Source organism: Pantoea sp. GM_Pan_3 (genome assembly GCF_026541045.1).
Taxonomy (GTDB): domain Bacteria; phylum Pseudomonadota; class Gammaproteobacteria; order Enterobacterales; family Enterobacteriaceae; genus Pantoea; species Pantoea anthophila.
Map to the genome: position 1 here is coordinate 60,233 of NZ_JALNVA010000001.1, position 22,237 is coordinate 82,469.

The following is a 22,237-nucleotide window of genomic DNA, read 5'->3' on the forward strand; positions in this document are numbered from 1 at the left end:
CATTCACATCACGAACCACATAACAAAAAGCACTTCACTTGAGGGTAATCTATGAAAAAGCGTGTTCTGGCTCTTTCCCTGATGCTGGGCTTATCCAGTGCTGCCAGCGTCTTTGCGGCGGTTCCAGGGTCAATCCGCATCGGTACAGATCCAACTTACCCACCGTTTGAGTCGAAAAACGCGCAAGGCAAGTTAGTGGGCTTCGATATCGACCTCGCTAACGAAATCTGCAAACGTATCCATACCCAATGTACCTATGTCGAAAGTGATTTCGATGCGCTGATCCCTTCACTGAAAGCGAAGAAAATTGATGCCATCATCTCCTCACTCTCCATCACAGCAAAACGTCAGGAAGAGATCGCCTTCTCAGAAAAACTCTACGCCGCCAACGCACGTTTAGTGGCACCGAAGGGATCAAAAATCGAGCCGACGATTGAATCGCTGAAAGGCAAAAACATCGGTCTGCTGCAGGGCACCACGCAGGAAACCTATGCCAATGAGAACTGGCGGCCAAAAGGGGTGACGATTACGCCTTATGCGAACCAGGATCTGGTCTATCAGGATCTGAATGCGGGCCGTATTGATGCCGCTTTCCAGGATGAAGTCCAGGCCAGCGAAGGCTTCCTGAAGCAGCCGGTGGGCAAGAACTACGCGTTTGCCGGTCCGGCGGTGAAAGATGACAAAATCTTTGGTGTCGGAACAGGCATGGGGCTGCGTAAAGATGACAGCGAGCTGAAGGCCGCTATCGACAAAGCCTTTACTGATATGCGTAAAGATGGCACCTACGACAAGATTGCGAAGAAATACTTCGATTTCAATGTGTACGGCGACTAACCATCCTGTCGCTTTATCCTCTGGATGCTGAAGCCCGCCGGAACGGACGGCTTAACGCCGCTGTGCCCCGGGGGCGGATGGCAGAGACGCCAGAGTGATAAAGCTAAACTGCCCGTCGATGTCTGGCGGGCAGCGTTTTGTTTTCACCCCACGACAGGACCCTTTCGATGCTGTATGGCTATTCTGATGTAATTCTCAGGGGCACACTGGTAACGCTGGAACTGGCGCTCACTTCCGTCGTGCTGGCAGTGCTGCTGGGGCTGATCGGCGCAGGCGCGAAACTGTCGCGCAGCCGGCCTCTGGCGATGATTTTTGAAGGCTACACCACGCTGATCCGTGGCGTGCCCGACCTCGTATTAATGCTGCTGATCTTCTACGGTCTGCAGATTGTCCTCAACCAGATCACCGATGCGCTGGGCATGGCGCAGTTTGATATCGACCCGATGGTCGCCGGTATCATCACGCTCGGCTTTATCTATGGTGCCTACTTTACTGAAACGTTCCGGGGTGCCTTTATGGCGGTGCCGAAAGGGCAGATTGAAGCGGCCACCGCGTTTGGTTTTACCGGCGCGCAGGTGTTTCGCCGCATTCTGTTCCCGGCCATGATGCGCTATGCGCTGCCCGGCATCGGTAACAACTGGCAGGTGATCCTGAAAGCCACCGCGCTGGTCTCGCTGCTCGGACTGGAAGATGTCGTCAAGGCGACGCAGCTGGCCGGAAAAAGCACCTGGCAGCCGTTCTATTTCGCCATCGTGGCGGGCGTGATTTACCTGCTGTTCACCACGCTGTCGAATGGCGTGCTGTGGTGGCTGAACCGGCGTTATACGGTAGGCGTGAAGAGGGCGACTTATGATTGATATTATTCAGGAATACTGGAAATCGCTGCTCTGGACAGACGGTTATCGCTTTACCGGCGTGGCGATCACGCTCTGGCTGCTGATCCTCTCGGTCGCCATTGGCGGATGCCTGGCTATTCTGCTGGCGATTGCGCGGGTTTCCCCTAATCGCTTTATCAGTTTTCCGGTCTGGCTCTTTACCTACGTCTTCCGTGGCACGCCGCTCTACGTGCAGCTGCTGGTGTTTTACTCCGGGATGTACACGCTGGAGATTGTGAAAGGCACGGAGCTGCTGAATGCCTTTTTCCGCAGTGGCCTGAACTGTACGTTACTCGCCTTTACGCTTAATACCTGCGCCTACACTACGGAGATCTTTGCCGGGGCCATTCGTTCGGTGCCGCACGGGGAGATTGAGGCGGCGCGGGCATATGGCTTTTCGACCTTTAAACTCTATCGCTGCATCATTCTGCCATCGGCGCTGCGTACGGCGCTGCCAGCCTACAGCAACGAAGTGATTCTGATGCTGCACTCCACGGCGCTGGCCTTCACCGCGACGGTGCCGGATCTGCTGAAAATCGCGCGGGATATTAACTCCGCGACCTATCAGCCGTTCACCGCCTTCGGCCTGGCGGCGGTGTTATACCTGATTATCTCTTACGTGTTGATCAGCCTGTTCCGCCTGGCGGAACGCCGCTGGCTGGCCCACGTGAAACCCTCTTCATCGCATTGAGTAGAACTATGGCTGACAATAAATTAAGCGTCACCGAATTGCATAAACGTTACGGTGAACATGAAGTGCTGAAAGGGGTCTCGTTAACTGCTAAAGCGGGCGATGTGATCAGTATCATAGGATCGTCCGGTTCAGGGAAAAGTACCTTTTTACGCTGCATCAACTTTCTCGAAAAACCAAGTGAAGGCAGCATCGTCGTCAACAACCAGCAGATCAACTTAGTCCGTGACAAAGATGGTCAGCTGAAAGTGGCTGATAAAGAGCAGCTGCGCGCATTGCGCACCAGCCTGACCATGGTGTTCCAGCACTTCAATCTCTGGAGCCACATGACGGTACTGGAAAACGTGATGGAAGCGCCGATTCAGGTGCTGGGACTGAGCAAGGCGGAAGCGCGTGAACGGGCGATCCGCTATCTCGATAAAGTCGGCATTGACGCTCGGGCACAGGCGAAGTATCCGGTTCATCTCTCGGGTGGCCAGCAGCAGCGTGTCTCGATTGCGCGTGCGCTGGCCATGGAGCCGGAAGTGTTACTGTTTGATGAGCCGACCTCGGCGCTCGATCCGGAGCTGGTAGGCGAAGTGCTGCGCATCATGCAGAAGCTGGCTGAGGAGGGAAAAACCATGGTCGTCGTTACCCATGAGATGGAGTTCGCCCGCCACGTTTCCAGCCACGTCATATTCCTGCATCAGGGCAAAATCGAAGAGCAGGGAGCGCCTGCGGAGCTGTTCGGTAACCCGAAAAGCCCGCGACTGCAGCAGTTCCTCAAGGGATCGCTGAAGTAACGATTAGCGGGGCGGACAGGTGCGGGAAGCAGGGCATCGGCGTGACGTGCCCTGCGCCTGCCTGCCCGCTGCGTCACGTCTGCAGTAACTTCAGCGCCGTGTCCTCGTCGGTCACCAGACCCGATACCCAGCCGCCCTGTAAGGCGGCCCGGATCGCCGGATACTTGCGTTCGCTACCGGCAAAGCCAATGATTTTGCGCTGTGTCTGGCTTTCCAGATGCACGCTGGTCAGGAGTTCATCCGTTTCCCCCCACACGCGTTCACCCTCCTGATTGAAAAAGTGACCGAGCATCTCGCCCGCGACGCCACGCGCATTCAGCGCCTCAACCTGCGCATCGGTAATAAATCCCTCGGCGTTCAGCGGACAGCCTGGCATCACTTCGCCAATCCCGACAAAGGCTACGTCTGCCCGTAAGGCGCGTTCGGTGACACGCTGGTAGACCTTATGCTGCACCCACATCGCTTTATCTTCAGGCGTGTCGGCGTAGAGGGGGGCCGGAATAAAGAAATACTTACCCTGCATCTTTTCAGCCATCTTCAGCGGGACATCATAACGTGTCCCGGAATCATCCCGCGCGATGGCGCCAATCATCGAAACGCAATGATGCTGCGGGCGATCCACCCAAGGCAACGCGTCGATGATCGAGCGTAAGGTTTTACCGGAACCAATGCCAAAGACCTGTGGCGCTTCCTCACTGATGAACTGTGCCATTACCGCCGCCCCTTCGACGGCCAGCATTTGCTGAATGGCATCCTCGTTCAGACTGGCCGAGGGCACGACGCGACAGAGTTCCAGACCAAACTTCCCCTGGACCTCACGCGCCAGCTGCAGACAGTGCGTGATGGGATGATCGATTTTTACGTTCACCATGCCCATTTCACGAGCACTGGATACCAGACGCTGCGCCACCTGGCGCGACAATCCCAGTGCCTGCGCAATCTCCTGCTGTGTCACGCCCGCAACGTAATACATCCATGCGGCACGCGCGGCCAGCTCCTGCTTTTTCTCTTCTCTGCTCATCACGCTGTTCCGTCGAATTCAGGGAGACATCTTAACGCGAGCCGGGCAAAAAGCGCTAACCGGGCAAAAGCCCAACAAAAGAGCAAAAGTATTATTTGTGACAGAGCTCGCAGAAGGATTCGCGTAATGAACACTATGCTAACGACTATCGGGCAAATGCCCCTCACTGTGGCAAATGTTTAATTGAGGCGATTATGACCAATCAATCCGTGTGGATGCATATCGGCGCAGGATCTTTTCATCGGGCACATCAGGCGTGGTATCTGCATCAGCTGCGTAAGCAGGGCGACGAAAGCTGGGGCATCGCGCTGGGTAATATCCGTCAGGACGCCGCGCCGCTGCTTGATCAGCTCGCGCGGCAGCAGGGCGAATATGTGCTGGAAACCGTAACGCCCGAAGGTGAGCGCGACTATGAAACCATCACGTCGCTGCGCAAAATTTTGCCCTGGGATAGCGACATCAGCGCGCTGATTGAGCAGGGCGCCCGTGCGGAAACGCGTGTGATTAGCTTCACCGTGACAGAAGCGGGCTACTACCTGACGCCCGCGTTTACGCTGGATCTCACTCAGGCGGACGTGAAGGCCGATCTGGGTGGCGATATCCGCACCCTCTACGGCGCACTCAGCCGCATTCTGACACAGCGGGTTGCCGGGGGCGGGGCACCGGTCACGCTGCTGAACTGCGATAATCTGCGCCACAATGGCGAGCGTTTTCGTGACGCCTTCCTGGCGTTTCTGACGGCCAAAGGCGATACCGCGCTGGCCGACTGGGTGCGTAGACAGACCCGCTCACCGAATACCATGGTCGATCGCATCACCCCGCGACCCACCCCGCAGGTGGCCGAACGCGTGCAGGCAGCGACCGGCAGGGAGGAGGGTGCCGCAGTGATGGCCGAATCTTTTATTCAGTGGGTCATTGAGGATGATTTCATTGCCGGACGCCCGGCACTGGAAAAGGTGGGCGTTGAGCTGGTGGAATCGGTGCTGCCGTGGGAAGAGGCGAAAATTCGCATCCTTAATGCGACCCATGCCGCGATCGCCTGGGCGGGCACGCTGATTGGGCTGAACTATATCGATGAGAGCACCCGTCATCCGGCCATCTATCAACTGGCGCACGACTACGTGACCCAGGATGTCATTCCCTCACTGTCACCCAGCCCGCTCGATCTGGCGGATTATCGCGATGTGGTGCTGGCCCGCTTCAGTAATCCCTATATTCAGGACACCAATCAGCGCGTCGGTGCCGATGGCTTGTCCAAAATTCCCGGCATGGTGACGCCAACCCTGCAGGCGTGTTACCAGCGCGGCGTGCAGCCGACCGCAACGGCGGTGATCCCGGCACTCTTCTTCCTGTTTATGCAGCGCTGGGCCAGTGACGACTTACCCTATCCCTATCAGGATGGTGCGCTTCAGGCCGAAACGCTGCGTAAACAGTTCGCCAGCGCCGATCCGCTCCGTGCGTTCCTGAGCGATCGCGCGCTGTTTGCGGAACTGGCGTCCGATAAGGCGTTTCATGAGCTGGTGACGCGCCAGGTGGCGAATCTGCAGCAGTGGCTGAAGCAGCCTGAACTGGCGGCGGTGTAATCATGTATCTCGGTATTGATATCGGTACCTCAGAGCTTAAAGCGCTGATCGTGAACACGCAGGGTGAGATTGTGGCGTCTCAGCACGCCACGCTCAGCGTGCAGCGTCCGCATCCTCACTGGGCAGAACAGGAACCTGAACGCTGGTGGCAAGCCTGCTGTGAGGTTCTGGCGGGATTGCGTCATCACTCTCCTCAGGCATGGGCTGAGATTCGCGCGATAGGATTGTCCGGTCAGATGCACGGGGCCGTGCTGCTGGATGCCGGAGGCAGGGTGCTGCGTCCATGTATCCTGTGGAACGACACGCGCAGCGCACCACAGTGTGAAAGGTTGGCGAAGCAGCATCCCCGGATGATAGCGATCAGCGGCAATATGATTATGCCTGGCTTCACTGCACCAAAGCTCTGCTGGGTTGCGGAACATGAGCCAGAGATCTTCAGCCGTATCGATAAGGTGTTGCTGCCGAAAGATTACCTGCGCTGGCGTCTGACCGGGCGCTTTGTCACTGAGCCTTCGGATGCTGCCGGAACGCTGTGGCTCGACGTCTCCCGGCGTGACTGGTCGGACGAACTGCTGGCCATCACCGGACTGACGCGTGCCGCCATGCCTGAACTGGTGGAGGGCAGTGCAGTAAGTGGACATCTGCAGCCGACACTGGCGAGCGAGTGGGGCTTATCCACCTCAGTCACGATTGCAGGCGGCGGCGGGGACAATGCCGCGTCGGCCGTCGGGGTAGGCGCGGTGAACGCCGGGGATGCTTTTATCTCACTGGGGACGTCCGGGGTGATTTTTGTCGTCAATGACCGCTTACAGGCGGACCCGCAATCCGGGGTGCACGCCTTTTGCCATGCGCTGCCGGGCCGCTGGCATCAGATGAGTGTGATGCTCAGCGCCGCCAGTTGTCTGCGCTGGCTGTGCAATCTGCTGTCAGTGAGTGAAAGCCAGCTGATGGAGGAGATGGCTCAGCTCAGTGATGAACAGCTGCGCAGTGCCCCGATTTTTCTGCCCTATCTCTCCGGGGAGCGCACCCCTCACAACGATCCTGACGCCTCTGGCGCTTTCTTCAATCTGCGCCATGAAACGCCGCGCGCCCTGCTGGGCTATGCGGTGATTGAAGGCGTGGCATTCGGACTGGCTGATGGGGCAGAGGCGCTCGGCGAGGCCCGTCACCCCATTCAGCAATACAGCCTCACCGGTGGAGGCGCGCGCAGCACGCTGTGGGCGCAATTGATTGCCGATGTGCTGCAACTGCCGGTTGTTACCCACCCGGCCAGCGCCTCTGGCGCGCTGGGGGCGGCACGTCTGGCGTGGCTGGCTGATGGCGGTGCTGAGCATGAGGTGTGTCTGAAGCCGCCAGTCCAGGCGCGCTATCAACCGGACGACGCTCGCGCAGCCGTGCTGCAACAGCGGCTGCGTCTGTTCCGGGAACTCTACATCCAGCAGCAACAGGTGCGTAACCTGCTGCCTGCCTGACGACTAACCAAACAGAAGGTGATTGTGATGCAATCGAACGAATACTGGTTTGGCTTACCGAAAAAGATGTTCTGGGGCTTCCTCGCTATCGCCATCTTTATGGCGGGTGATGGCTTTGAAATGGCGTTTCTGTCGCGCCATATTACCGATATGGGCTTTTCGCCCGCGCAGTCTGCCGTCGTGTTCACCTTCTATGGTCTGGCAGCCGCGCTGGCAGCCTGGGCATCGGGTGTGGTCGCCGAGCTGATCACGCCGCAGCGCGCGATGATGATTGGCTTTGTGCTGTGGATCGTCATGCATGCCCTGTTTATGTCACTTGGGCTTGGGCTGCGTAACTATCCCCTCATGGTGCTGTTTTACGGCATTCGCGGGCTGGCTTATCCGCTGTTTATCTACTCTTTCATGATGATGCTGGTGCAGGTCTTACCGCGCGAGAAACTGGCGGCGGCGACCGGCTGGTTCTGGGCGATGTATTCAATCGGCATTGGCGTGGTGGGCAGCTATCTGCCCAGTCTGACCATTCCGATGCTGGGGGAGACCGGAACGCTGTGGCTGGCCATCATCTGGGTAGCCTGTGGCGGGATTCTTGCCTGGTTCAGCCTGCGCAACGTGCCGGTAGATCGTTCCCGCGTGAATCTGCCGATGCGTGACAAGATGACAGAGATGTCGCGTGCCGTGACCATCCTGTTCACCAATCAGCATGTCTTTTATGCCTGCCTGATTCGCATCATCAACACGCTGTCGCTGTTTGGTTTCGCCATTATCATGCCACTGCTGTTTGTCGATCGTCTCGGCTTTACCATCTCTGAATGGCTGCAGATCTGGGCGGTGTTCTTCTTTGTTACCATCTTTACGAATATCTTCTGGGGCCTCACCGGTGAGAAGCTGGGCTGGATCCGTCAGGTACGCTGGTTTGGTTGCCTGGGAATGGCTATCTCCAGCCTGACCTTCTATTACCTGCCGCTGTATGCAGGACATAATTTCTGGGTGGCATTAATTCCTGCGGTCATGCTGGGGATCTTTGTCGCCGCGTTTGTGCCGATGACCGCCGTCTTTCCGACGCTGGAGCCGCATCACAAAGGGGCAGCGGTCTCGATTTACAATCTCTCCGCGGGACTCAGTAACTTTGTGGCACCGGCTATCGCCTCTGTCATGCTGCCATTCTTCGACATCGTCGGAGTGGTATGGGCCTACACCGCGCTGTATGTGTTCGCTGGCGTGCTGACCTTCATTATCCGCGTGCCACAACCAGGGCACACGCGGGAAGAGAAGGCGATGCAGTCGCGGGTCGCCGGACAGCAAAGCTGATTACCCCTGCGGCGGCCCTGGGCCGCTGCAGGGTTATCCTGCGACATCCTGCAAGGCTTCCTGCAAATCGTACCAACGGAAGCCGAAACCAGAGGCTTCCAGCCGCTTCGGCAGCACATGCTGACCGCCCAGCACCAGCACCGACGACTCCCCCATCATCAGCTTAATGGCGCTGGCGGGCGTGCGCATAAAGGCCGGACGATGCATCACCCGCCCCAGCGTGGCAGCAAACTGCTCATTGCGCACCGCGTAAGGAGCCACCATGTTGAACGGGCCGTGCAGATCCTCATGATCCAGCAGCCAGAGAATCGCGTTGACCATGTCATCGATATGGATCCACGGCATATACTGTTTGCCACTGCCGATCGGCCCGCCCGCGCCAAACTTAAACGGCAGTTTCATTTTACTGAGTGCGCCGCCTTCACGAGCCAGCACCACGCCGGTGCGTATCAGGCAGACGCGGGTACGCTCACTCGCGGCGCTGAGCGCCAGCTGCTCCCAGCGGGCGCAGAGCTGATGGGTAAACTCATCATGGCCCTCATCCTCTTCAGTCAGCACCAGATCGCCGGTATTGCCATAGAAGCCGGTTGCCGAACCGGAAATCAGGACGGCGGGTGGCGTTGCGCTGGCATTAATCAGTGAGGCAATCTGCTCGGTGATCTGCCAGCGGCTTTCGCAGAGCTGCTGTTTATGGGGCTCTGTCCAGCGTTTATCGGCAATGGGTTCGCCCGCCAGGTTAATCACGGCATCAATGTTATTGAGGTTTGTCTGCTGCGCCAGACCTGACCAGAGCGCCACGCTCTCGCCCAGTTTTTCGCGTGCGCTGACGATATCCCGCGTCACGACACTGATCTGATGCCCCAGCTGTTGCAGCCGTGGAATCAGATGACGCCCAATCAGTCCCGTGCCACCGGTAATAAGAATGTGCATGTTGCGGCTCCCTTTGTGTTTTTGTTATCTGCTCCTTTCAGCATAGAAGAGCGGAGCCACTCTGAAGTGCCTCGCGTCGCGCTTTGTTATTCCGGCGTGAGAGGTCGGAGCAGCTCAGCGTTGCCTTCACAAAAAAAAGTCGGTAAACATGATGCAACCCTGACAGCCAATCGAGGTAACCGATGAATTATCCGCCCATTGTCCTGTGGTCAGATTCATCATTTTTCAGTCCTTATGCCATGTCTGCCTATGTTGCTCTTACCGAAAAAGGGGTGCCTTTTCAGCTGAAACGCGTCGATTTATCGCAGAATCAGCAATATGCGGAGGCCTATCGGGCGCTGTCACTGACCTGCCGTGTGCCAACGCTGCAGATTGACAGCTTTCTGCTGAGCGAGTCTTCCGCCATCAGCGAATATCTGGAAGAGCGTTTTCCGGCGCCTGAATTTGAGCGGCTCTATCCCCATGACCGCGAGAAGCGCGCCCGCGCCAGAGAGATTCAGGCCTGGCTGCGCAGTGACTTTATGTGGATCCGCCAGGAGCGCCCGACGGAAGTGCTGTTTGCCGGTGAACGTTTTGCGCCACTGACGGCGTCAGCACAGCAGGCGGTCACTAAACTGATTGCAGCCGTCGAGCGTCTGCTGCCGGAAGGGCAGCAGAACCTGTTTGGCGAATGGTCCATCGCGGATACCGATCTGGCGGTGATGCTCAACCGGCTGGTATTGCATGGCGATCCCTTACCGACACGTTTGCAGCACTATGCTGAATTTCAATGGCAGCGAGCCTCAGTCCAGCTGTGGTTAGCAGAAAGTGGTAAAAATCGATAACTGTCAGGGCTTGCTCAGGCTGACGGAAGTGATTACCTTACGCCACATTAAAATAACAAGTGGCAAACTGCGTGCATCTGGGCACGCCAAACAGGAAAGGGTTACGGATGGTGGATCAAACTGCGGGTGACGGCATCGAGTGGGTCGATATTGTAAGCGAAGAGAATGAAGTCGTTGCTCAGGCGACACGTGCGCAGATGCGCGCTCAGTGCCTGCGTCACCGCGCCACCTATATCGTGGTTCATGACGGTATGGGCAAGATTCTGGTTCAGCGTCGCACGGAAACAAAAGATTTCATGCCGGGCAAACTCGACGCAACGGCGGGTGGCGTGGTACAGAGCGGTGAGGATATGCTGGAGTCTGCGCGTCGTGAAGCTGAAGAGGAACTGGGCATTGCCGCCGTGCCTTTTGCTGAGCATGGCAAATTCTACTTTGAAGATCAGCACTGCCGCGTCTGGGGTGGCCTGTTCAGTTGCGTGTCCCACGGGCCTTTCGCGATGCAGGAGTCCGAAGTCGATGAGATTTTCTGGATGACGCCCGACGAGATCACCGCCCGCTGCGATGAGTTTACTGACGATTCGCTGAAAGCGCTGTCGCTGTGGATGAGTCGTAACGGCGATAGCCGCGACTGAGACGCTTCCGGCGCCTTGCCTCAACGGGCAGCGCCGAATCGCACGTTTGCGGATTAAAAAAAAGGCATGCCCCGGGGCATGCCTTTTCTGTTCTCACCTGGCGCTTAGCCTTCAGCCTGCTGCGACTGAATGGCGGTCAGCGCGATGGTGTAGACGATGTCGTCGACCAGCGCGCCGCGCGACAGGTCATTGACCGGCTTACGCATCCCCTGCAGCATCGGCCCGATCGAGATCAGATCGGCGGAACGCTGAACCGCTTTGTAGGTGGTGTTACCGGTGTTGAGATCCGGGAAGATAAACACGGTGGCGCGACCCGCAACCTGTGAGTTGGGCGCTTTTGATTTTGCCACATCTTCCATGATGGCGGCGTCATACTGCAGCGGACCATCGATCACCAGATCAGGACGTTTTTCCTGCGCAATCCGTGTGGCTTCACGCACTTTTTCCACGTCGCTACCTGCACCGGAGGTGCCGGTGGAGTAGGAGATCATCGCCACACGCGGGTCGATACCAAAGGCTTTGGCAGAATCGGCGGACTGAATCGCGATTTCGGCCAGCTGCTCAGCGGTAGGGTCCGGGTTAATCGCGCAGTCACCGTAAACCAGCACCTGCTCAGGCAGCAGCATAAAGAACACCGATGAAACCAGTGAGCTGTTCGGCGCGGTTTTGATCAGCTGCAGTGGCGGACGAATGGTGTTGGCGGTGGTATGAACCGCACCGGATACCAGACCATCCACTTCACCGCTCTCCAGCATCATGGTGCCCAGCACCACGTTATCTTCCAGCTGCTCCTGCGCGACAACTTCGGTCATACCTTTGTTCTTGCGCAGCTCAACCAGGCGCGGCACATAGTTTTCACGAACCTGTTCCGGGTCAACGATCTCAACCCCTTTGCCCAGCTCAACCCCCTGAGCCGCCGCAACACGCTGGATCTCATCCGGGTTGCCTAACAGCACGCAGGTGGCGATACCGCGTTCAGCACAGATAGCGGCCGCTTTAACGGTGCGCGGCTCATCGCCCTCTGGCAGAACGACGCGTTTGCCCGCTTTACGCGCCAGCTCGGTCAGCTGATAGCGGAAGGCCGGTGGCGACAGGCGACGGCTGCGTTCTGACGTGGCGGTCAGCGACTCAATCCAGTCAGCGTTGATGTAGCTGGCAACATACTCCTGCACTTTCTCAATGCGCTGGGTGTCATCAGCCGGGACTTCAAGGTTGAAGCTCTGCAGGCTCAGGGAGGTCTGCCAGGTGTTGGTTTTCACCATAAACACCGGCAGGCCGGTCTGGAAGGCGCGGTCGCAAAGACGGGCGATGCGATCGTCAATCTCGTAGTTTCCGGTCAGCAGGATAGCGCCGATCTCGATGCCGTTCATGGCGGCCAGACAGGCGGCAACCAGAACATCCGGGCGGTCTGCGGAGGTGACCAGCAGAGAGCCAGGGCGGAAATGTTCCAGCATGTGCGGGATACTGCGGGCGCAGAAGGTTACCGATTTCACCCGGCGGGTCTGAATCTCACCTTCGTTGATGATGCGCGCACCCAGGTGGCGGCACATGTCGATCGCGCGGGTCGCAATCAGATCAAAGCTCCACGGCACGCAGCCCAGAACCGGCAGCGGGCTGTCTGAGAAGAGCTGCTTAGGATCGATATTGGCGATGCTGGCTTTCGACGAATCATCGAAGATCTCTGACAGGTCAGGGCGGGTACGTCCCTGATCGTCAACCGGCGCGTTCAGTTTATTGATGATCACGCCCGTGATGTTTTTATTCTTCTGACCGCCGAAGCTGCTCTGGGTCAGCTCAATGCGCTCTTTCAGCTGAGCCGGTGAGTCATTACCCAGCGCCATCACAAAGACGATCTCGGCATTCAGCGTTTTGGCAATTTCATAGTTCAGTGCGTTGGCGAACTGATGCTTACGGGTCGGCACCAGACCTTCAACCAGCACCACTTCCGCATCCTGCGTGTTGGCGTGATAGCGGGAGATGATCTCCTCCATCAGCACATCCTGCTGGTTCGATCCCAGCAGTGATTCCACACGGGACATCTGCAGCGGTTCGGCGGCAGGAATCGAGGAGTTCTTGCGAATGATGGTGGTGGTTTGATCCGGGGTATCGCCGCCGGCACGCGGCTGCGCAATCGGCTTAAAGACGCTGAGGCGGACGCCTTTGCGCTCCATGGCGCGGATAACGCCGAGGCTGACGCTGGTCAGGCCGACGCTGGTGCCGGTCGGAATGAGCATAATTGTACGTGACACGTTTGAACCTCTCAGTAATGGCAGGGTGTCAAAAACAACTCCGTCAGCCTGAGCTGACGGAGAGAAGGGGTTATGCAGTCAGACGCGCGGCGTCCTGGGCGATGACCAGCTCTTCGTTGGTCGGAATCACCAGGGCCGGACGGGTGCCTTCTTTATTGATGTAGCCAGACTTACCGAAGCGCGCTGCAAGGTTGCGATCATGATCAACCTCAAAGCCCAGCAGCGCCAGTTTTTTCAGTGAAAGTTCACGCACCATCGCCGCGTTCTCACCGATGCCGCCGGTAAAGACCACGGCATCAAGGCGACCGTCCATCAGCGCCGTGTAGCTGCCGATATATTTCGCCAGGCGGTGGCAGAACACATCCATCGCACGTTTCGCATCTTCTTTCGTCGCGTAATTATCTTCCACGTAGCGGCAGTCGCTGGTGACTTCGGTCAGACCTAACAGGCCAGACTCTTTGGTCAGCAGTTTATTGATGGCGTCAACGCTCATGCCCAGGGTGTCGTGCAGGAAGAAAACAATCGCCGGGTCGATGTCGCCACTGCGGGTGCCCATCACCAGCCCTTCCAGTGGGGTCAGCCCCATGGAGGTATCGACGCACTCGCCATTACGGATGGCAGAGACAGAACCGCCGTTACCAAGATGGCAGGTGATGATGTTCAGTGATTCAAGCGGTTTATTGAGCATGCTGGCCGCTTCGTGTGTCACATAGAAGTGGCTGGTGCCATGCGCGCCGTAGCGACGCACGCCGTGCTCTTTATACAATTTGTAGGGCAGGGCGTAGAGGTAAGACTCTTCCGGCATTGTCTGATGGAAAGCGGTGTCGAATACGGCGACATTCTTATCTGACAGGTGCGGGAAGTTTTTCATCGCTTCATCAATCCCGATCAGATGAGCCGGGTTATGCAGCGGGGCAAAGGAGGAGGCGTCTTTGATGCCCTGAATCACCTCTTCAGAGATGATAACGGACTGAGTCAGCTTTTCGCCGCCATGAACAATACGATGACCGATTGCAGCAATTTGTGCCGAAAGCTCTGGTTTTTGTGCCAGAATGGATTTAACGATGAAGTTCAGCGCTTCGCTATGCGCTGCACCGGCACCGAGAGGCGCTTCCTGTTTTTCGCCGTCCAGTTTCCATTTAATACGTGCTTCTGGAAGGTGGAAACATTCTGCCAGGCCCGACAGGAACTCTTCGCCGCTGGCAGGGTTGAGGATGGCAAACTTAAGGGAAGAGCTGCCACAGTTCAGAACCAGAACTAACTTACTCGACATGGAAGTACCTATTTTTTGAGAGTGGCTAAATAAAACGCAATCAGACTAACAGCGTAGCCCATGAAAGCTGGTAGATTAATGACAAACATCATGCGGTAGACAGAAATCTGCATTTCCGCAAAAAATTTCGGTAATCTTACGCAAAAATTTGAAGATCGCCTTGTCGAAACATGGCTCAAGCCTCTTCCCAACGGCATCCCGCGCCCGGAAAGGTGTTGAAACGGCGTCAGAATAGCTGGAGTCATCTTTAAAGACAAAAAAAATTGAAGGATGTCACGTAAAGTTGTGTGGTTATAACTTTTTTTTAATGTTTGCAGGATTAGTTGAGGTGAGCCATGGCGAATGAATCTGGCAGTACCAATTGGTTTCAGATGTTTCAGCGCGGTCAGCACTACATGAAGACCTGGCCTGCTGATAAGCGCCTGGCCCCCGTGTTTCCGGAAAACCGTGTTTCATCCGTGACGCGTTTTGCCATTCGCTTTATGCCTCCCCTGGCGATTTTTACCCTGACCTGGCAGATCGCGATGGGTGGCCAGCTTGGCCCGGCCGTGGCGACGGCGCTGTTTGCCTGCAGCCTGCCGATGCAGGGGTTATGGTGGCTCGGTAAGCGTTCTGTCACGCCGCTGCCGCCGACGCTGCTGAGCTGGTTTCATGAAGTCCGCGCCCGCCTGGAAGAGGCGGGACAGGCTATCGCGCCGGTAGAAGGCAAACCGACCTATCAGGCGCTGGCCGACCTGCTGAAACGCGCGTTTAAACAGCTTGACCGCACGTTCCTCGACGATCTCTGACCCTCTTCAGGCGGGCGGTAATTTAATTACCGCTAACCCGCAACCAAATCAAAGAAAGGCGATACGGCGATTTCCGTATCGCTAACGCTATGCAATCATTTCCTCCTTGTCGATTAACTGAGCGGTCGCCGACCGGGAGCGAATGATGGAAATGACCCATGCACAGCGTTTAATTCTTACCAACCAGTACAAAATCATGGCGATGCTGGAGCCGGAAAATGCTGAACGTTTTCGCCGTTACCAGACCATCGTTGAGCGCGGTTATGCACTGCAGATGCGGGAGCTGGATAAAGAGTTCGGCGAACTCAGCGAAGCAACCTGCCGGACGGTGATCGACATTATGGAAATGCATCACGCGCTGCACGTCTCCTGGTCAAACCTTAAAGAGAAAAGTCAGACGGATGAGCGCCGTCTCGCTTTTCTCGGTTTTGATGCCGCGACAGAAGCCCGCCTGCTGGGATATGTGCGCTTCATGGTCAACACGGAAGGGCGCTACACCCACTTCGATTCCGGCACCCACGGCTTTAACGCGCAGACCCCGATGTGGGAAAAGTATCAACGCATGCTGGCTTTATGGCAGACTTGTCCGCGCCAGTACCATTTGAGTGCCAACGAGATTGCACAGGTTATTAATGCATGATGAGGAGAAGCGCGTGACCTACAGAGGTTTTCTTTTTGATTTGGACGGCACGCTGGTCGATTCGCTGCCCGCCGTAGAACGCGCCTGGAGCCAGTGGGGTGCGCGTCATGGTATTGCCGCCGATGAGATCCTCGATTTCATTCATGGCAAACAGGCCATTACTTCTCTGCGTCATTTTATGGCAGGCCAGCCGGAAGAGGCGATTCAGGCGGAGTTTGTGGCGCTGGAGCAGGCGGAAGCGGCAGACACCGATGGCGTGCAGGCGCTGCCGGGTGCCAGAGTGCTGCTGGAAAGGCTGAACGCGCTGCAGATCCCCTGGGCCATTGTCACCTCCGGTTCGGTGCCGGTTGCGCATGCCCGACATAAAGCCGCAGGCTTGCCGAAACCTGCGGTGTTTATTACTGCGGAGCAGGTGGCAAAAGGTAAACCGGAACCCGATCCCTATCTGCTCGGGGCGGAGAAACTGGGCTTAGACGCCGCAGCCTGTGTGGTGGCAGAGGATGCCCCCGCCGGCATCGTATCCGGACTAAACGCAGGCTGCGCGGTGATCGCCATTAATGCTCCGGCGGACACCCCCCGGCTGGATGAGGTGGCGCTTCGCCTCAGCTCACTGGCATCACTGGACGTGATCCGGGAAGCTGACGGCAGTTTCACCTTCAGCCAGCAGGCGTAAGGAAGGGGCCGGCGGCCACGCCGCCGGGCTCAGAGTGGCGTATCCTGCGAGATTTCATCCAGCGACAGGCTGAAGCTCGGAATAAAGACCTCAACGAAATAATCCATCTCAGGCGAACGCCGTTGCGCCAGCGTTGTCTCCAGTCGCGCTTTCGCCAGTAAAAACTCATTGTTCCCGGCAGAGAGTTCCTCAAGACACTTAACATAGGCGCAGAGCGCATCGGCCTGCTTGACGACGGCCTGCTCCTCTTCACTGTGCAGATGCTCATCGATTAACGGGCGATAGATCGCCTGAAACTCTTCCGGCAACATCTCAATCAGCTTCTGCTGCGCAATTTTCTCGATTTTTTTATATTCATGCGCGATCTGCGCGTTGTAATACTTGACCGGTGTGGGCAGGTCGCCGGTCAGCACTTCGCTGGCATCGTGATAGAGCGCCAGCATGGCGATGCGATCGGCATTCAGCGATCCGCCGAACTTAAGGTTTTTGATCACGGCCAGGGCGTGCGCCACCATGGCAACCTGCAGGCTGTGTTCAGACACGTTTTCGGTGCGCACGTTGCGCATCAGCGGCCAGCGATTGATCAGCTTGAGACGGGAGAGATGGGCGAAGAAGTGACTTTGAGTCATGCGCGTTCCTGTTAGCCGGCAGGGGAGAGACAGGCTCTCCCCAAATAGCTTCAGTATACGCGGGCGGGATTACTGACGATAGCCTTGCAGGAAACGGCCAAATTTATTGATGGCCATTTCCAGATCGTCCACGCGCGGCAGCGTGACGATGCGCAGGTGATCGGGCGAGGGCCAGTTAAATGCGCTGCCCTGAACCAGCAGGACTTTCTCCTGCAGCAGGAAATCCAGCACCATCTTCTGATCGTCGAAGATGTTGAATTTTTTAGCATCGATTTTCGGAAACATATAGAGCGCGCCCTGTGGCTTCACACAGCTGACGCCCGGAATATCGTTAATCAGTTCCCAGGCGCGCTGACGCTGCTCGTAGAGACGTCCGCCAGGCATGATAAATTCGCTGATGCTCTGGTAACCGCCCAGTGCCGTCTGAATCGCATGCTGGGCCGGCACGTTAGCACAGAGACGCATAGACGCGAGCATCTCCAGCCCTTCGATGTAGCCTTTAGCATGTTTCTTCGGCCCGTTAAGCACCATCCAGCCCTGACGGAAACCGGCCACGCGATAGGTTTTGGAGAGGCCGTTAAAGGTCACGGTCAGCAGATCCGGTGCCAGCGCGGCGATGCTGTGATGCTGTGCCTCATCATAGAGGATCTTGTCGTAGATCTCGTCGGCAAAAATGATCAGGTTATGCTGACGGGCAATCTCAACCACTTCCAGCAGCAGCTCTTTGCTGTAGACCGCGCCGGTCGGGTTATTCGGGTTGATAATGACGATGCCGCGGGTGCGGGGCGTAATCTTGCTGCGGATGTCATCCAGGTCGGGGAACCAGCCTGCGGACTCATCACAAAGATAGTGCACCGCTTTCCCGCTGGAGAGAGAGACGGCCGCCGTCCATAACGGATAGTCGGGAGCCGGGACCAGCATTTCGTCACCGCTGTTCAGTAACGCCTGCATCGCCTGCACGATCAGTTCTGACACACCGTTGCCAATGTAGATATCTTCTACCGTGACGTCGCGCATGTCGCGCGCCTGGTAGTGCTGCATGATCGCTTTGCGGGCAGAGTAGAGGCCCTTAGAGTCGCAATAGCCCTGGGCGCTGGGAAGATTACGAATCACATCGACCAGAATCTCGTCCGGCGCTTCAAAGCCGAAAGGCGCCGGGTTGCCGATGTTCAGCTTAAGAACTTTGTTGCCTTCTTCTTCGAGGCGTTTTGCCTCTTTCAGTACCGGACCACGGATGTCGTAACAGACATTGTCGAGTTTACCGGATTTATCAATTTGAAAAGTCATTGTTACCGCCTTAATGGGCAGAATCCTTTTGGCTGCCACAGAAATCAAACCAGCACAATGTACTCTCCTCAGGATAACAAAAGAAGGGTGCCGTCCGGTTTTGGCGGGTTCAACACCTTTTTGCCCGGCGCATAGCGTAAAAATTATTTACCACGGCTTTAGCTGGTCATTAAAACCATAAATAAGGATAAGGTCAGGTTTTTAAACTGATGAATAGCGTGGCAGGGGCAGGGCTGCGGTGCGCGTTTTCTCAAAGCGGACCGTAAATAATCTGAAGCGGTCATTTTTCCGCCGCGGAAATATACCCCAGGAGAAATAGTTAAAGGATATTTTATGAATGCTCATTTTGTGGACGATTTTGCGGCCTCGTTAATACTTACGCCTTAACGCTGCTTAAGAGTATCCGGTTTAAGGTGTTGTGATCGCCGGAAAAGGTCCAAAAGCAGAGGGTAAAAGAGGCATCAGATTGAACTATTGTGGGCAGCAGTTAACAGTTTCTCACTAAATTTCAGAGCGATGAAGGCTTAAAAAGTGATCAATAATGTGGCATAAGGGTCTGGAAATGCCTTTGCCGCAAAATTTACAGCGGTTTTCACAAAATCATTTCCATTTTGAAGTCAAAAATGATTAAGTATAATTTATTATTTAATGCACTTTACCGCTTTGTCCCGCCAGCCCGTAAAGTGTGAATTTCGTCCTGTCCGGTTCTTTTCGGCAGGATCACGATTATGACGCAGCTTCCTGCATTCGCGCGCCCCGCGCTTTCGGTTCAGACGTGGTCTTTTTCACGACAGCGTATGACCTATCAGGTGAGTGAGCCGTGCGGAATCCGCACAAGAGATTTTTTGTGCCAGTCTTCACACAGGACTGTCATTAAGCACCATTACTGCTTATCACTTTGATAAGCTTGTAATAACACCAGGGTAGTAGTTCGTAAAATCTTATAAGTGAAGAAAAAAACATGACTAATGCAAATCGTCCGATACTGAATCTCGACCTCGATCTGCTGAGAACTTTCGTTGCCGTTGCGGATTTGAATACCTTTGCAGCCGCCGCTGCAGCGGTCTGCAGAACCCAGTCAGCAGTCAGTCAGCAGATGCAACGTCTGGAACAATTGGTAGGTAAAGAGCTGTTTGCCAGACATGGACGTAACAAACTGTTAACAGAGCATGGAATTCAGCTTCTGGGCTATGCCAGAAAAATTCTGCGTTTTAATGACGAAGCCTGCACCTCACTGATGTACAGCAACATTCAGGGCGTACTGACTATCGGTGCCTCTGATGACACCTCAGACACGATCCTGCCATTCCTGCTGAACCGTGTGACCTCGGTGTATCCGAAGCTGGCTATCGATGTGCGGGTTAAACGTAACCCTTTCATGATGGAAATGCTCAACCAGGGTGAAGTGGACCTGGTTGTGACGACCTCCAGCCCGGGTAATTTCACCTATCAGGTGCTGCGGACATCACCGACTTTATGGTACTGCGCTGCGGATTATATCTTCCAGCGGGGTGAAGCCATTCCACTGGTGCTGCTGGATGAGCCAAGTCCTTATCGTGATATGGCCATCGACCATCTTAACGAAGCCGGTATTCCGTGGCGGATCTCCTATGTCGCTTCAACCCTGGCTGCCGTACGCGCCGCGGTAAAAGCGGGTCTGGGTGTGACAGCCCGTCCGGTTGAGATGATGAGTCCGGAACTGCGTGTGATGGGTGCGGCGGAAGGGCTGCCGGTGCTGCCGGATACGCAATACCTGCTGTGCCGCAATCCGGATAGCGATAACGAACTGGCACTGGCGATCTTCAATGCCATGCAGTCCACCAACGATCCCTACAATCTGAGCAATAATCCCGATGGTGCATTGTTGCTGGATGACGAAGAGTAGTTTCGCTTACGTATTGCACTCCATACCAGCGTGACTGTCTTAATAGACGCTTATAAATCGCCTCTCGATTTCCGAACCGGACGAGAGGCTTTTTTTTGTCTGATGCACTTCAGACGCCCATCCGCACACGTCCTGTCCCGCTGATTCACATCCTGTTCGGTCTCACACCGCTCTCTACTGAAACCTGCCAGTCATAAACCCGCTATTTTGTTCCATGATGTCTCATTTGAGGTGGATAAAATTGCGGCAAAAAGGGCAAAACTGTGTTCCTGATCAAGAAAATACCCCTGGTAAGGGGAAGGAAAACAGCGTGAGACCTGTCAAAATATGATTGTTAAATGCACGATCCATGCGTGTGAATACCCGCTACACTAAAATTAACCCTACAGACTGAAGCGATTTAGCTGGAAAGCGGGGCATCATTTGTTAATAATATGATGCAGGTGTGAAATAATGTTTGGATACTTTTGTCAAAGTTGACAAAAGGTTATAGAAAGGAGTAAAAAACCCCATAAAATTGCTGCTTATTGACAAATAACAGCGACGTTTAAAAGGTTTTTACCCTTCCCTTGAATCGATGTGGTCAGTTTGCTGCGGGAAACGCGTGCAGGATGCCAGCGCCACTTTTGATGAGTAAGCAATGAGTATGTCAACTACCACCGAAATCATCGCTCAGCACTGGGCGTTTATCGTATTTATCGTTATTGCCTTTGGCCTGTGTGCTTTCATGCTGACCGGAGGATGGCTGCTCGGCGGCAAAGCACGCGCCCGCTACAAAGACACGCCATTCGAATCGGGCATCGAATCCGTTGGTGATACCCATATCCGCCTCTCGGCGAAATTTTATCTGGTTGCGATGTTTTTCGTCATTTTCGACGTCGAAGCCCTCTTTTTATACGCATGGGCGACCTCAATCCGTGAAAGCGGATGGATCGGCTTTGCGGAAGCCGCAATTTTCATTTTGGTGCTCCTGGCGGGGCTGGTCTATCTGGTGCGCATCGGCGCGCTGGACTGGGCGCCTGCCCGCCGTCGCGTAGTGGTGAAAACCACTACGGTCAGCCACACCAAACCTCACAAGCAGTAAAAGAGAGGCAATAAGATGGACTATACGCTCACCCGCATAGACCCGAACGGTGGTGAGAACGACCGTTATCCTCTGCAAAAGCAGGAAATCGTCAGCGATCCGCTGGAGCAGCACGTTCATCGCAGCGTCTACATGGGCAAACTCGAAAATGCCCTGCATGACATGGTGAACTGGGGACGTAAAAACTCCCTCTGGCCCTACAACTTTGGTCTCTCCTGCTGTTATGTAGAGATGACAACGTCGTTCACGGCCGTGCACGATGTGGCCCGTTTCGGCGCGGAAGTGATGCGTGCCTCGCCACGTCAGGCTGACTTTATGGTCATTGCCGGCACCCCCTTCACCAAAATGGCCCCGGTCATTCAGCGTTTGTACGATCAGATGCTGGAGCCAAAATGGGTCATTTCCATGGGTGCCTGTGCCAACTCCGGCGGCATGTATGACATCTATTCCGTTGTGCAGGGCGTGGATAAGTTCCTGCCGGTTGATGTGTACATTCCTGGCTGCCCGCCTCGTCCTGAAGCCTATATGCAGGCACTGCTGCTGCTGCAGGAGTCGATCGGTAAAGAGCGCCGTCCTCTCTCATGGGTTGTCGGCGATCAGGGCGTTTATCGCGCCAACATGCAATCCGAGCGGGAAAGAAAGCGCGGCGAGCGCATCGCCGTCACTAACCTGCGCAGCCCGGACGAAGTCTAAAACCGTACGGATGGAAAATCGCGCCTGCAGCAGAACATCACAATTTAATGCATGGCCCCATCCTGACGCCTTCATTTGAGTGCC

General features: G+C 55.8%; 21 protein-coding genes. 15 read left to right on the forward strand and 6 right to left on the reverse strand.

Annotation, left to right across the window (positions count from 1 at the left end):
- Positions 1 to 51 precede the first annotated feature (51 nt).
- The 4 genes from argT (at position 52) to hisP (ending at position 3,182) form a co-directional block, all read left to right on the forward strand.
- Positions 52 to 834, forward strand: a complete 783-nt coding sequence (gene argT, locus OXR04_RS00300) for a lysine/arginine/ornithine ABC transporter substrate-binding protein ArgT (protein ID WP_009088983.1) — start codon at positions 52 to 54, stop codon at positions 832 to 834.
- A gap of 167 nt (positions 835 to 1,001) precedes the next feature.
- On the forward strand, positions 1,002 to 1,691 hold the full coding sequence (locus OXR04_RS00305) for a histidine ABC transporter permease HisQ (protein ID WP_009088984.1): 690 nt from the start codon (positions 1,002 to 1,004) through the stop codon (positions 1,689 to 1,691).
- The gene (locus OXR04_RS00310) at positions 1,684 to 2,400 is read left to right on the forward strand and encodes an ABC transporter permease (protein WP_009088985.1); all 717 of its coding nucleotides are present in this window, start codon (positions 1,684 to 1,686) and stop codon (positions 2,398 to 2,400) included. The genes OXR04_RS00305 and OXR04_RS00310 overlap by 8 nt, the downstream gene beginning before the upstream one ends.
- Positions 2,401 to 2,408: 8 nt before the next feature.
- Entirely contained in the window at positions 2,409 to 3,182 is a 774-nt protein-coding gene (gene hisP / locus OXR04_RS00315) for a histidine ABC transporter ATP-binding protein HisP (protein WP_009088986.1), read from the forward strand.
- A gap of 73 nt (positions 3,183 to 3,255) precedes the next feature.
- On the opposite strand, the gene OXR04_RS00320 is transcribed toward hisP, so the two are convergent.
- Entirely contained in the window at positions 3,256 to 4,203 is a 948-nt protein-coding gene (locus OXR04_RS00320; RefSeq protein ID WP_267371863.1) for a sugar-binding transcriptional regulator, read from the reverse strand.
- 194 nt (positions 4,204 to 4,397) lie between these two features.
- On the opposite strand from OXR04_RS00320, the gene dalD reads away from it, so the two are divergent.
- The 3 genes from dalD to OXR04_RS00335 are packed head-to-tail and all read left to right on the forward strand — an operon-like array spanning position 4,398 to position 8,566.
- Positions 4,398 to 5,786: a D-arabinitol 4-dehydrogenase gene (dalD, locus tag OXR04_RS00325; protein WP_267371861.1), complete on the forward strand. Its 1,389-nt coding sequence runs from the start codon at positions 4,398 to 4,400 to the stop codon at positions 5,784 to 5,786.
- A gap of 2 nt (positions 5,787 to 5,788) precedes the next feature.
- A complete protein-coding gene (gene xylB, locus OXR04_RS00330; RefSeq protein WP_267371859.1) occupies positions 5,789 to 7,258 on the forward strand; it encodes a xylulokinase in 1,470 nt (489 codons plus the stop codon).
- A gap of 27 nt (positions 7,259 to 7,285) precedes the next feature.
- On the forward strand, positions 7,286 to 8,566 hold the full coding sequence (locus OXR04_RS00335; protein WP_267371857.1) for an MFS transporter: 1,281 nt from the start codon (positions 7,286 to 7,288) through the stop codon (positions 8,564 to 8,566).
- A 33-nt stretch (positions 8,567 to 8,599) separates the two neighbouring features.
- Here the strand turns inward: OXR04_RS00335 and OXR04_RS00340 are convergent, their stop codons facing one another.
- Entirely contained in the window at positions 8,600 to 9,496 is an 897-nt protein-coding gene (locus tag OXR04_RS00340) for a TIGR01777 family oxidoreductase (RefSeq protein WP_140029078.1), read from the reverse strand.
- Positions 9,497 to 9,678: 182 nt separating this feature from the next.
- On the opposite strand from OXR04_RS00340, the gene yfcF reads away from it, so the two are divergent.
- Complete coding sequence (yfcF, locus tag OXR04_RS00345; protein WP_111207513.1) at positions 9,679 to 10,320, forward strand: glutathione transferase; 642 nt, start codon at positions 9,679 to 9,681, stop codon at positions 10,318 to 10,320.
- 107 nt (positions 10,321 to 10,427) lie between these two features.
- Positions 10,428 to 10,952, forward strand: coding sequence for an NUDIX hydrolase YfcD (yfcD, locus tag OXR04_RS00350; protein ID WP_009088996.1), 525 nt, complete (start codon positions 10,428 to 10,430; stop codon positions 10,950 to 10,952).
- A gap of 104 nt (positions 10,953 to 11,056) precedes the next feature.
- Here the strand turns inward: yfcD and pta are convergent, their stop codons facing one another.
- Both pta and ackA read right to left on the reverse strand, forming a co-directional pair.
- A complete protein-coding gene (gene pta / locus OXR04_RS00355; RefSeq protein ID WP_033736164.1) occupies positions 11,057 to 13,186 on the reverse strand; it encodes a phosphate acetyltransferase in 2,130 nt (709 codons plus the stop codon).
- 85 nt (positions 13,187 to 13,271) lie between these two features.
- On the reverse strand, positions 13,272 to 14,474 hold the full coding sequence (gene ackA / locus OXR04_RS00360) for an acetate kinase (RefSeq protein WP_046102274.1): 1,203 nt from the start codon (positions 14,472 to 14,474) through the stop codon (positions 13,272 to 13,274).
- Positions 14,475 to 14,809: 335 nt separating this feature from the next.
- Here ackA and yfbV point away from each other — a divergent pair, with 335 nt between their 5' ends.
- The 3 genes from yfbV (at position 14,810) to OXR04_RS00375 (ending at position 16,575) form a co-directional block, all read left to right on the forward strand.
- Positions 14,810 to 15,262: a terminus macrodomain insulation protein YfbV gene (gene yfbV, locus OXR04_RS00365; RefSeq protein ID WP_009089002.1), complete on the forward strand. Its 453-nt coding sequence runs from the start codon at positions 14,810 to 14,812 to the stop codon at positions 15,260 to 15,262.
- A gap of 145 nt (positions 15,263 to 15,407) precedes the next feature.
- On the forward strand, positions 15,408 to 15,902 hold the full coding sequence (locus OXR04_RS00370; protein ID WP_111207512.1) for a YfbU family protein: 495 nt from the start codon (positions 15,408 to 15,410) through the stop codon (positions 15,900 to 15,902).
- Between the two features lie 13 nt (positions 15,903 to 15,915).
- Positions 15,916 to 16,575 carry a sugar phosphatase gene (locus OXR04_RS00375; RefSeq protein WP_267371850.1) on the forward strand — a complete coding sequence of 220 codons (660 nt, stop codon included), beginning with the start codon at positions 15,916 to 15,918 and terminating at the stop codon, positions 16,573 to 16,575.
- 29 nt (positions 16,576 to 16,604) lie between these two features.
- Here OXR04_RS00375 and yfbR read toward each other — a convergent pair whose 3' ends face one another.
- Both yfbR and OXR04_RS00385 read right to left on the reverse strand, forming a co-directional pair.
- Positions 16,605 to 17,204 carry a 5'-deoxynucleotidase gene (gene yfbR, locus OXR04_RS00380; protein WP_009089008.1) on the reverse strand — a complete coding sequence of 200 codons (600 nt, stop codon included), beginning with the start codon at positions 17,202 to 17,204 and terminating at the stop codon, positions 16,605 to 16,607.
- A 69-nt stretch (positions 17,205 to 17,273) separates the two neighbouring features.
- A complete protein-coding gene (locus OXR04_RS00385) occupies positions 17,274 to 18,491 on the reverse strand; it encodes a pyridoxal phosphate-dependent aminotransferase (protein ID WP_009089010.1) in 1,218 nt (405 codons plus the stop codon).
- A gap of 961 nt (positions 18,492 to 19,452) precedes the next feature.
- Between OXR04_RS00385 and lrhA the strand changes: the two genes are divergently transcribed.
- The 3 genes from lrhA (at position 19,453) to OXR04_RS00400 (ending at position 22,153) form a co-directional block, all read left to right on the forward strand.
- Positions 19,453 to 20,376, forward strand: a complete 924-nt coding sequence (gene lrhA, locus OXR04_RS00390; RefSeq protein WP_003854247.1) for a transcriptional regulator LrhA — start codon at positions 19,453 to 19,455, stop codon at positions 20,374 to 20,376.
- A gap of 640 nt (positions 20,377 to 21,016) precedes the next feature.
- The gene (locus OXR04_RS00395; RefSeq protein WP_071987796.1) at positions 21,017 to 21,460 is read left to right on the forward strand and encodes an NADH-quinone oxidoreductase subunit A; all 444 of its coding nucleotides are present in this window, start codon (positions 21,017 to 21,019) and stop codon (positions 21,458 to 21,460) included.
- A gap of 15 nt (positions 21,461 to 21,475) precedes the next feature.
- The gene (locus tag OXR04_RS00400; protein WP_009089012.1) at positions 21,476 to 22,153 is read left to right on the forward strand and encodes an NADH-quinone oxidoreductase subunit B; all 678 of its coding nucleotides are present in this window, start codon (positions 21,476 to 21,478) and stop codon (positions 22,151 to 22,153) included.
- Positions 22,154 to 22,237 lie beyond the last annotated feature (84 nt).

Excerpts from the sequence above, each read along its gene's own strand:
- OXR04_RS00305 (WP_009088984.1), top strand. The coding sequence starts at position 1,002 with ATGCTGTATGGCTATTCTGATGTAATTCTCAGGGGCACACTGGTAACG.
- OXR04_RS00310 (WP_009088985.1), top strand. The coding sequence starts at position 1,684 with ATGATTGATATTATTCAGGAATACTGGAAATCGCTGCTCTGGACAGAC.
- yfbR (WP_009089008.1), bottom strand. The coding sequence starts at position 17,204 with ATGACTCAAAGTCACTTCTTCGCCCATCTCTCCCGTCTCAAGCTGATC.
- OXR04_RS00340 (WP_140029078.1), bottom strand. The coding sequence starts at position 9,496 with ATGCACATTCTTATTACCGGTGGCACGGGACTGATTGGGCGTCATCTG.
- OXR04_RS00385 (WP_009089010.1), bottom strand. The coding sequence starts at position 18,491 with ATGACTTTTCAAATTGATAAATCCGGTAAACTCGACAATGTCTGTTAC.
- OXR04_RS00370 (WP_111207512.1), top strand. The coding sequence starts at position 15,408 with ATGGAAATGACCCATGCACAGCGTTTAATTCTTACCAACCAGTACAAA.
- OXR04_RS00320 (WP_267371863.1), bottom strand. The coding sequence starts at position 4,203 with ATGAGCAGAGAAGAGAAAAAGCAGGAGCTGGCCGCGCGTGCCGCATGG.
- dalD (WP_267371861.1), top strand. The coding sequence starts at position 4,398 with ATGACCAATCAATCCGTGTGGATGCATATCGGCGCAGGATCTTTTCAT.
- argT (WP_009088983.1), top strand. The coding sequence starts at position 52 with ATGAAAAAGCGTGTTCTGGCTCTTTCCCTGATGCTGGGCTTATCCAGT.
- OXR04_RS00395 (WP_071987796.1), top strand. The coding sequence starts at position 21,017 with ATGAGTATGTCAACTACCACCGAAATCATCGCTCAGCACTGGGCGTTT.
- OXR04_RS00335 (WP_267371857.1), top strand. The coding sequence starts at position 7,286 with ATGCAATCGAACGAATACTGGTTTGGCTTACCGAAAAAGATGTTCTGG.
- hisP (WP_009088986.1), top strand. The coding sequence starts at position 2,409 with ATGGCTGACAATAAATTAAGCGTCACCGAATTGCATAAACGTTACGGT.
- xylB (WP_267371859.1), top strand. The coding sequence starts at position 5,789 with ATGTATCTCGGTATTGATATCGGTACCTCAGAGCTTAAAGCGCTGATC.
- yfcD (WP_009088996.1), top strand. The coding sequence starts at position 10,428 with ATGGTGGATCAAACTGCGGGTGACGGCATCGAGTGGGTCGATATTGTA.
- yfcF (WP_111207513.1), top strand. The coding sequence starts at position 9,679 with ATGAATTATCCGCCCATTGTCCTGTGGTCAGATTCATCATTTTTCAGT.
- OXR04_RS00400 (WP_009089012.1), top strand. The coding sequence starts at position 21,476 with ATGGACTATACGCTCACCCGCATAGACCCGAACGGTGGTGAGAACGAC.
- lrhA (WP_003854247.1), top strand. The coding sequence starts at position 19,453 with ATGACTAATGCAAATCGTCCGATACTGAATCTCGACCTCGATCTGCTG.
- pta (WP_033736164.1), bottom strand. The coding sequence starts at position 13,186 with ATGCTCATTCCGACCGGCACCAGCGTCGGCCTGACCAGCGTCAGCCTC.
- ackA (WP_046102274.1), bottom strand. The coding sequence starts at position 14,474 with ATGTCGAGTAAGTTAGTTCTGGTTCTGAACTGTGGCAGCTCTTCCCTT.
- yfbV (WP_009089002.1), top strand. The coding sequence starts at position 14,810 with ATGGCGAATGAATCTGGCAGTACCAATTGGTTTCAGATGTTTCAGCGC.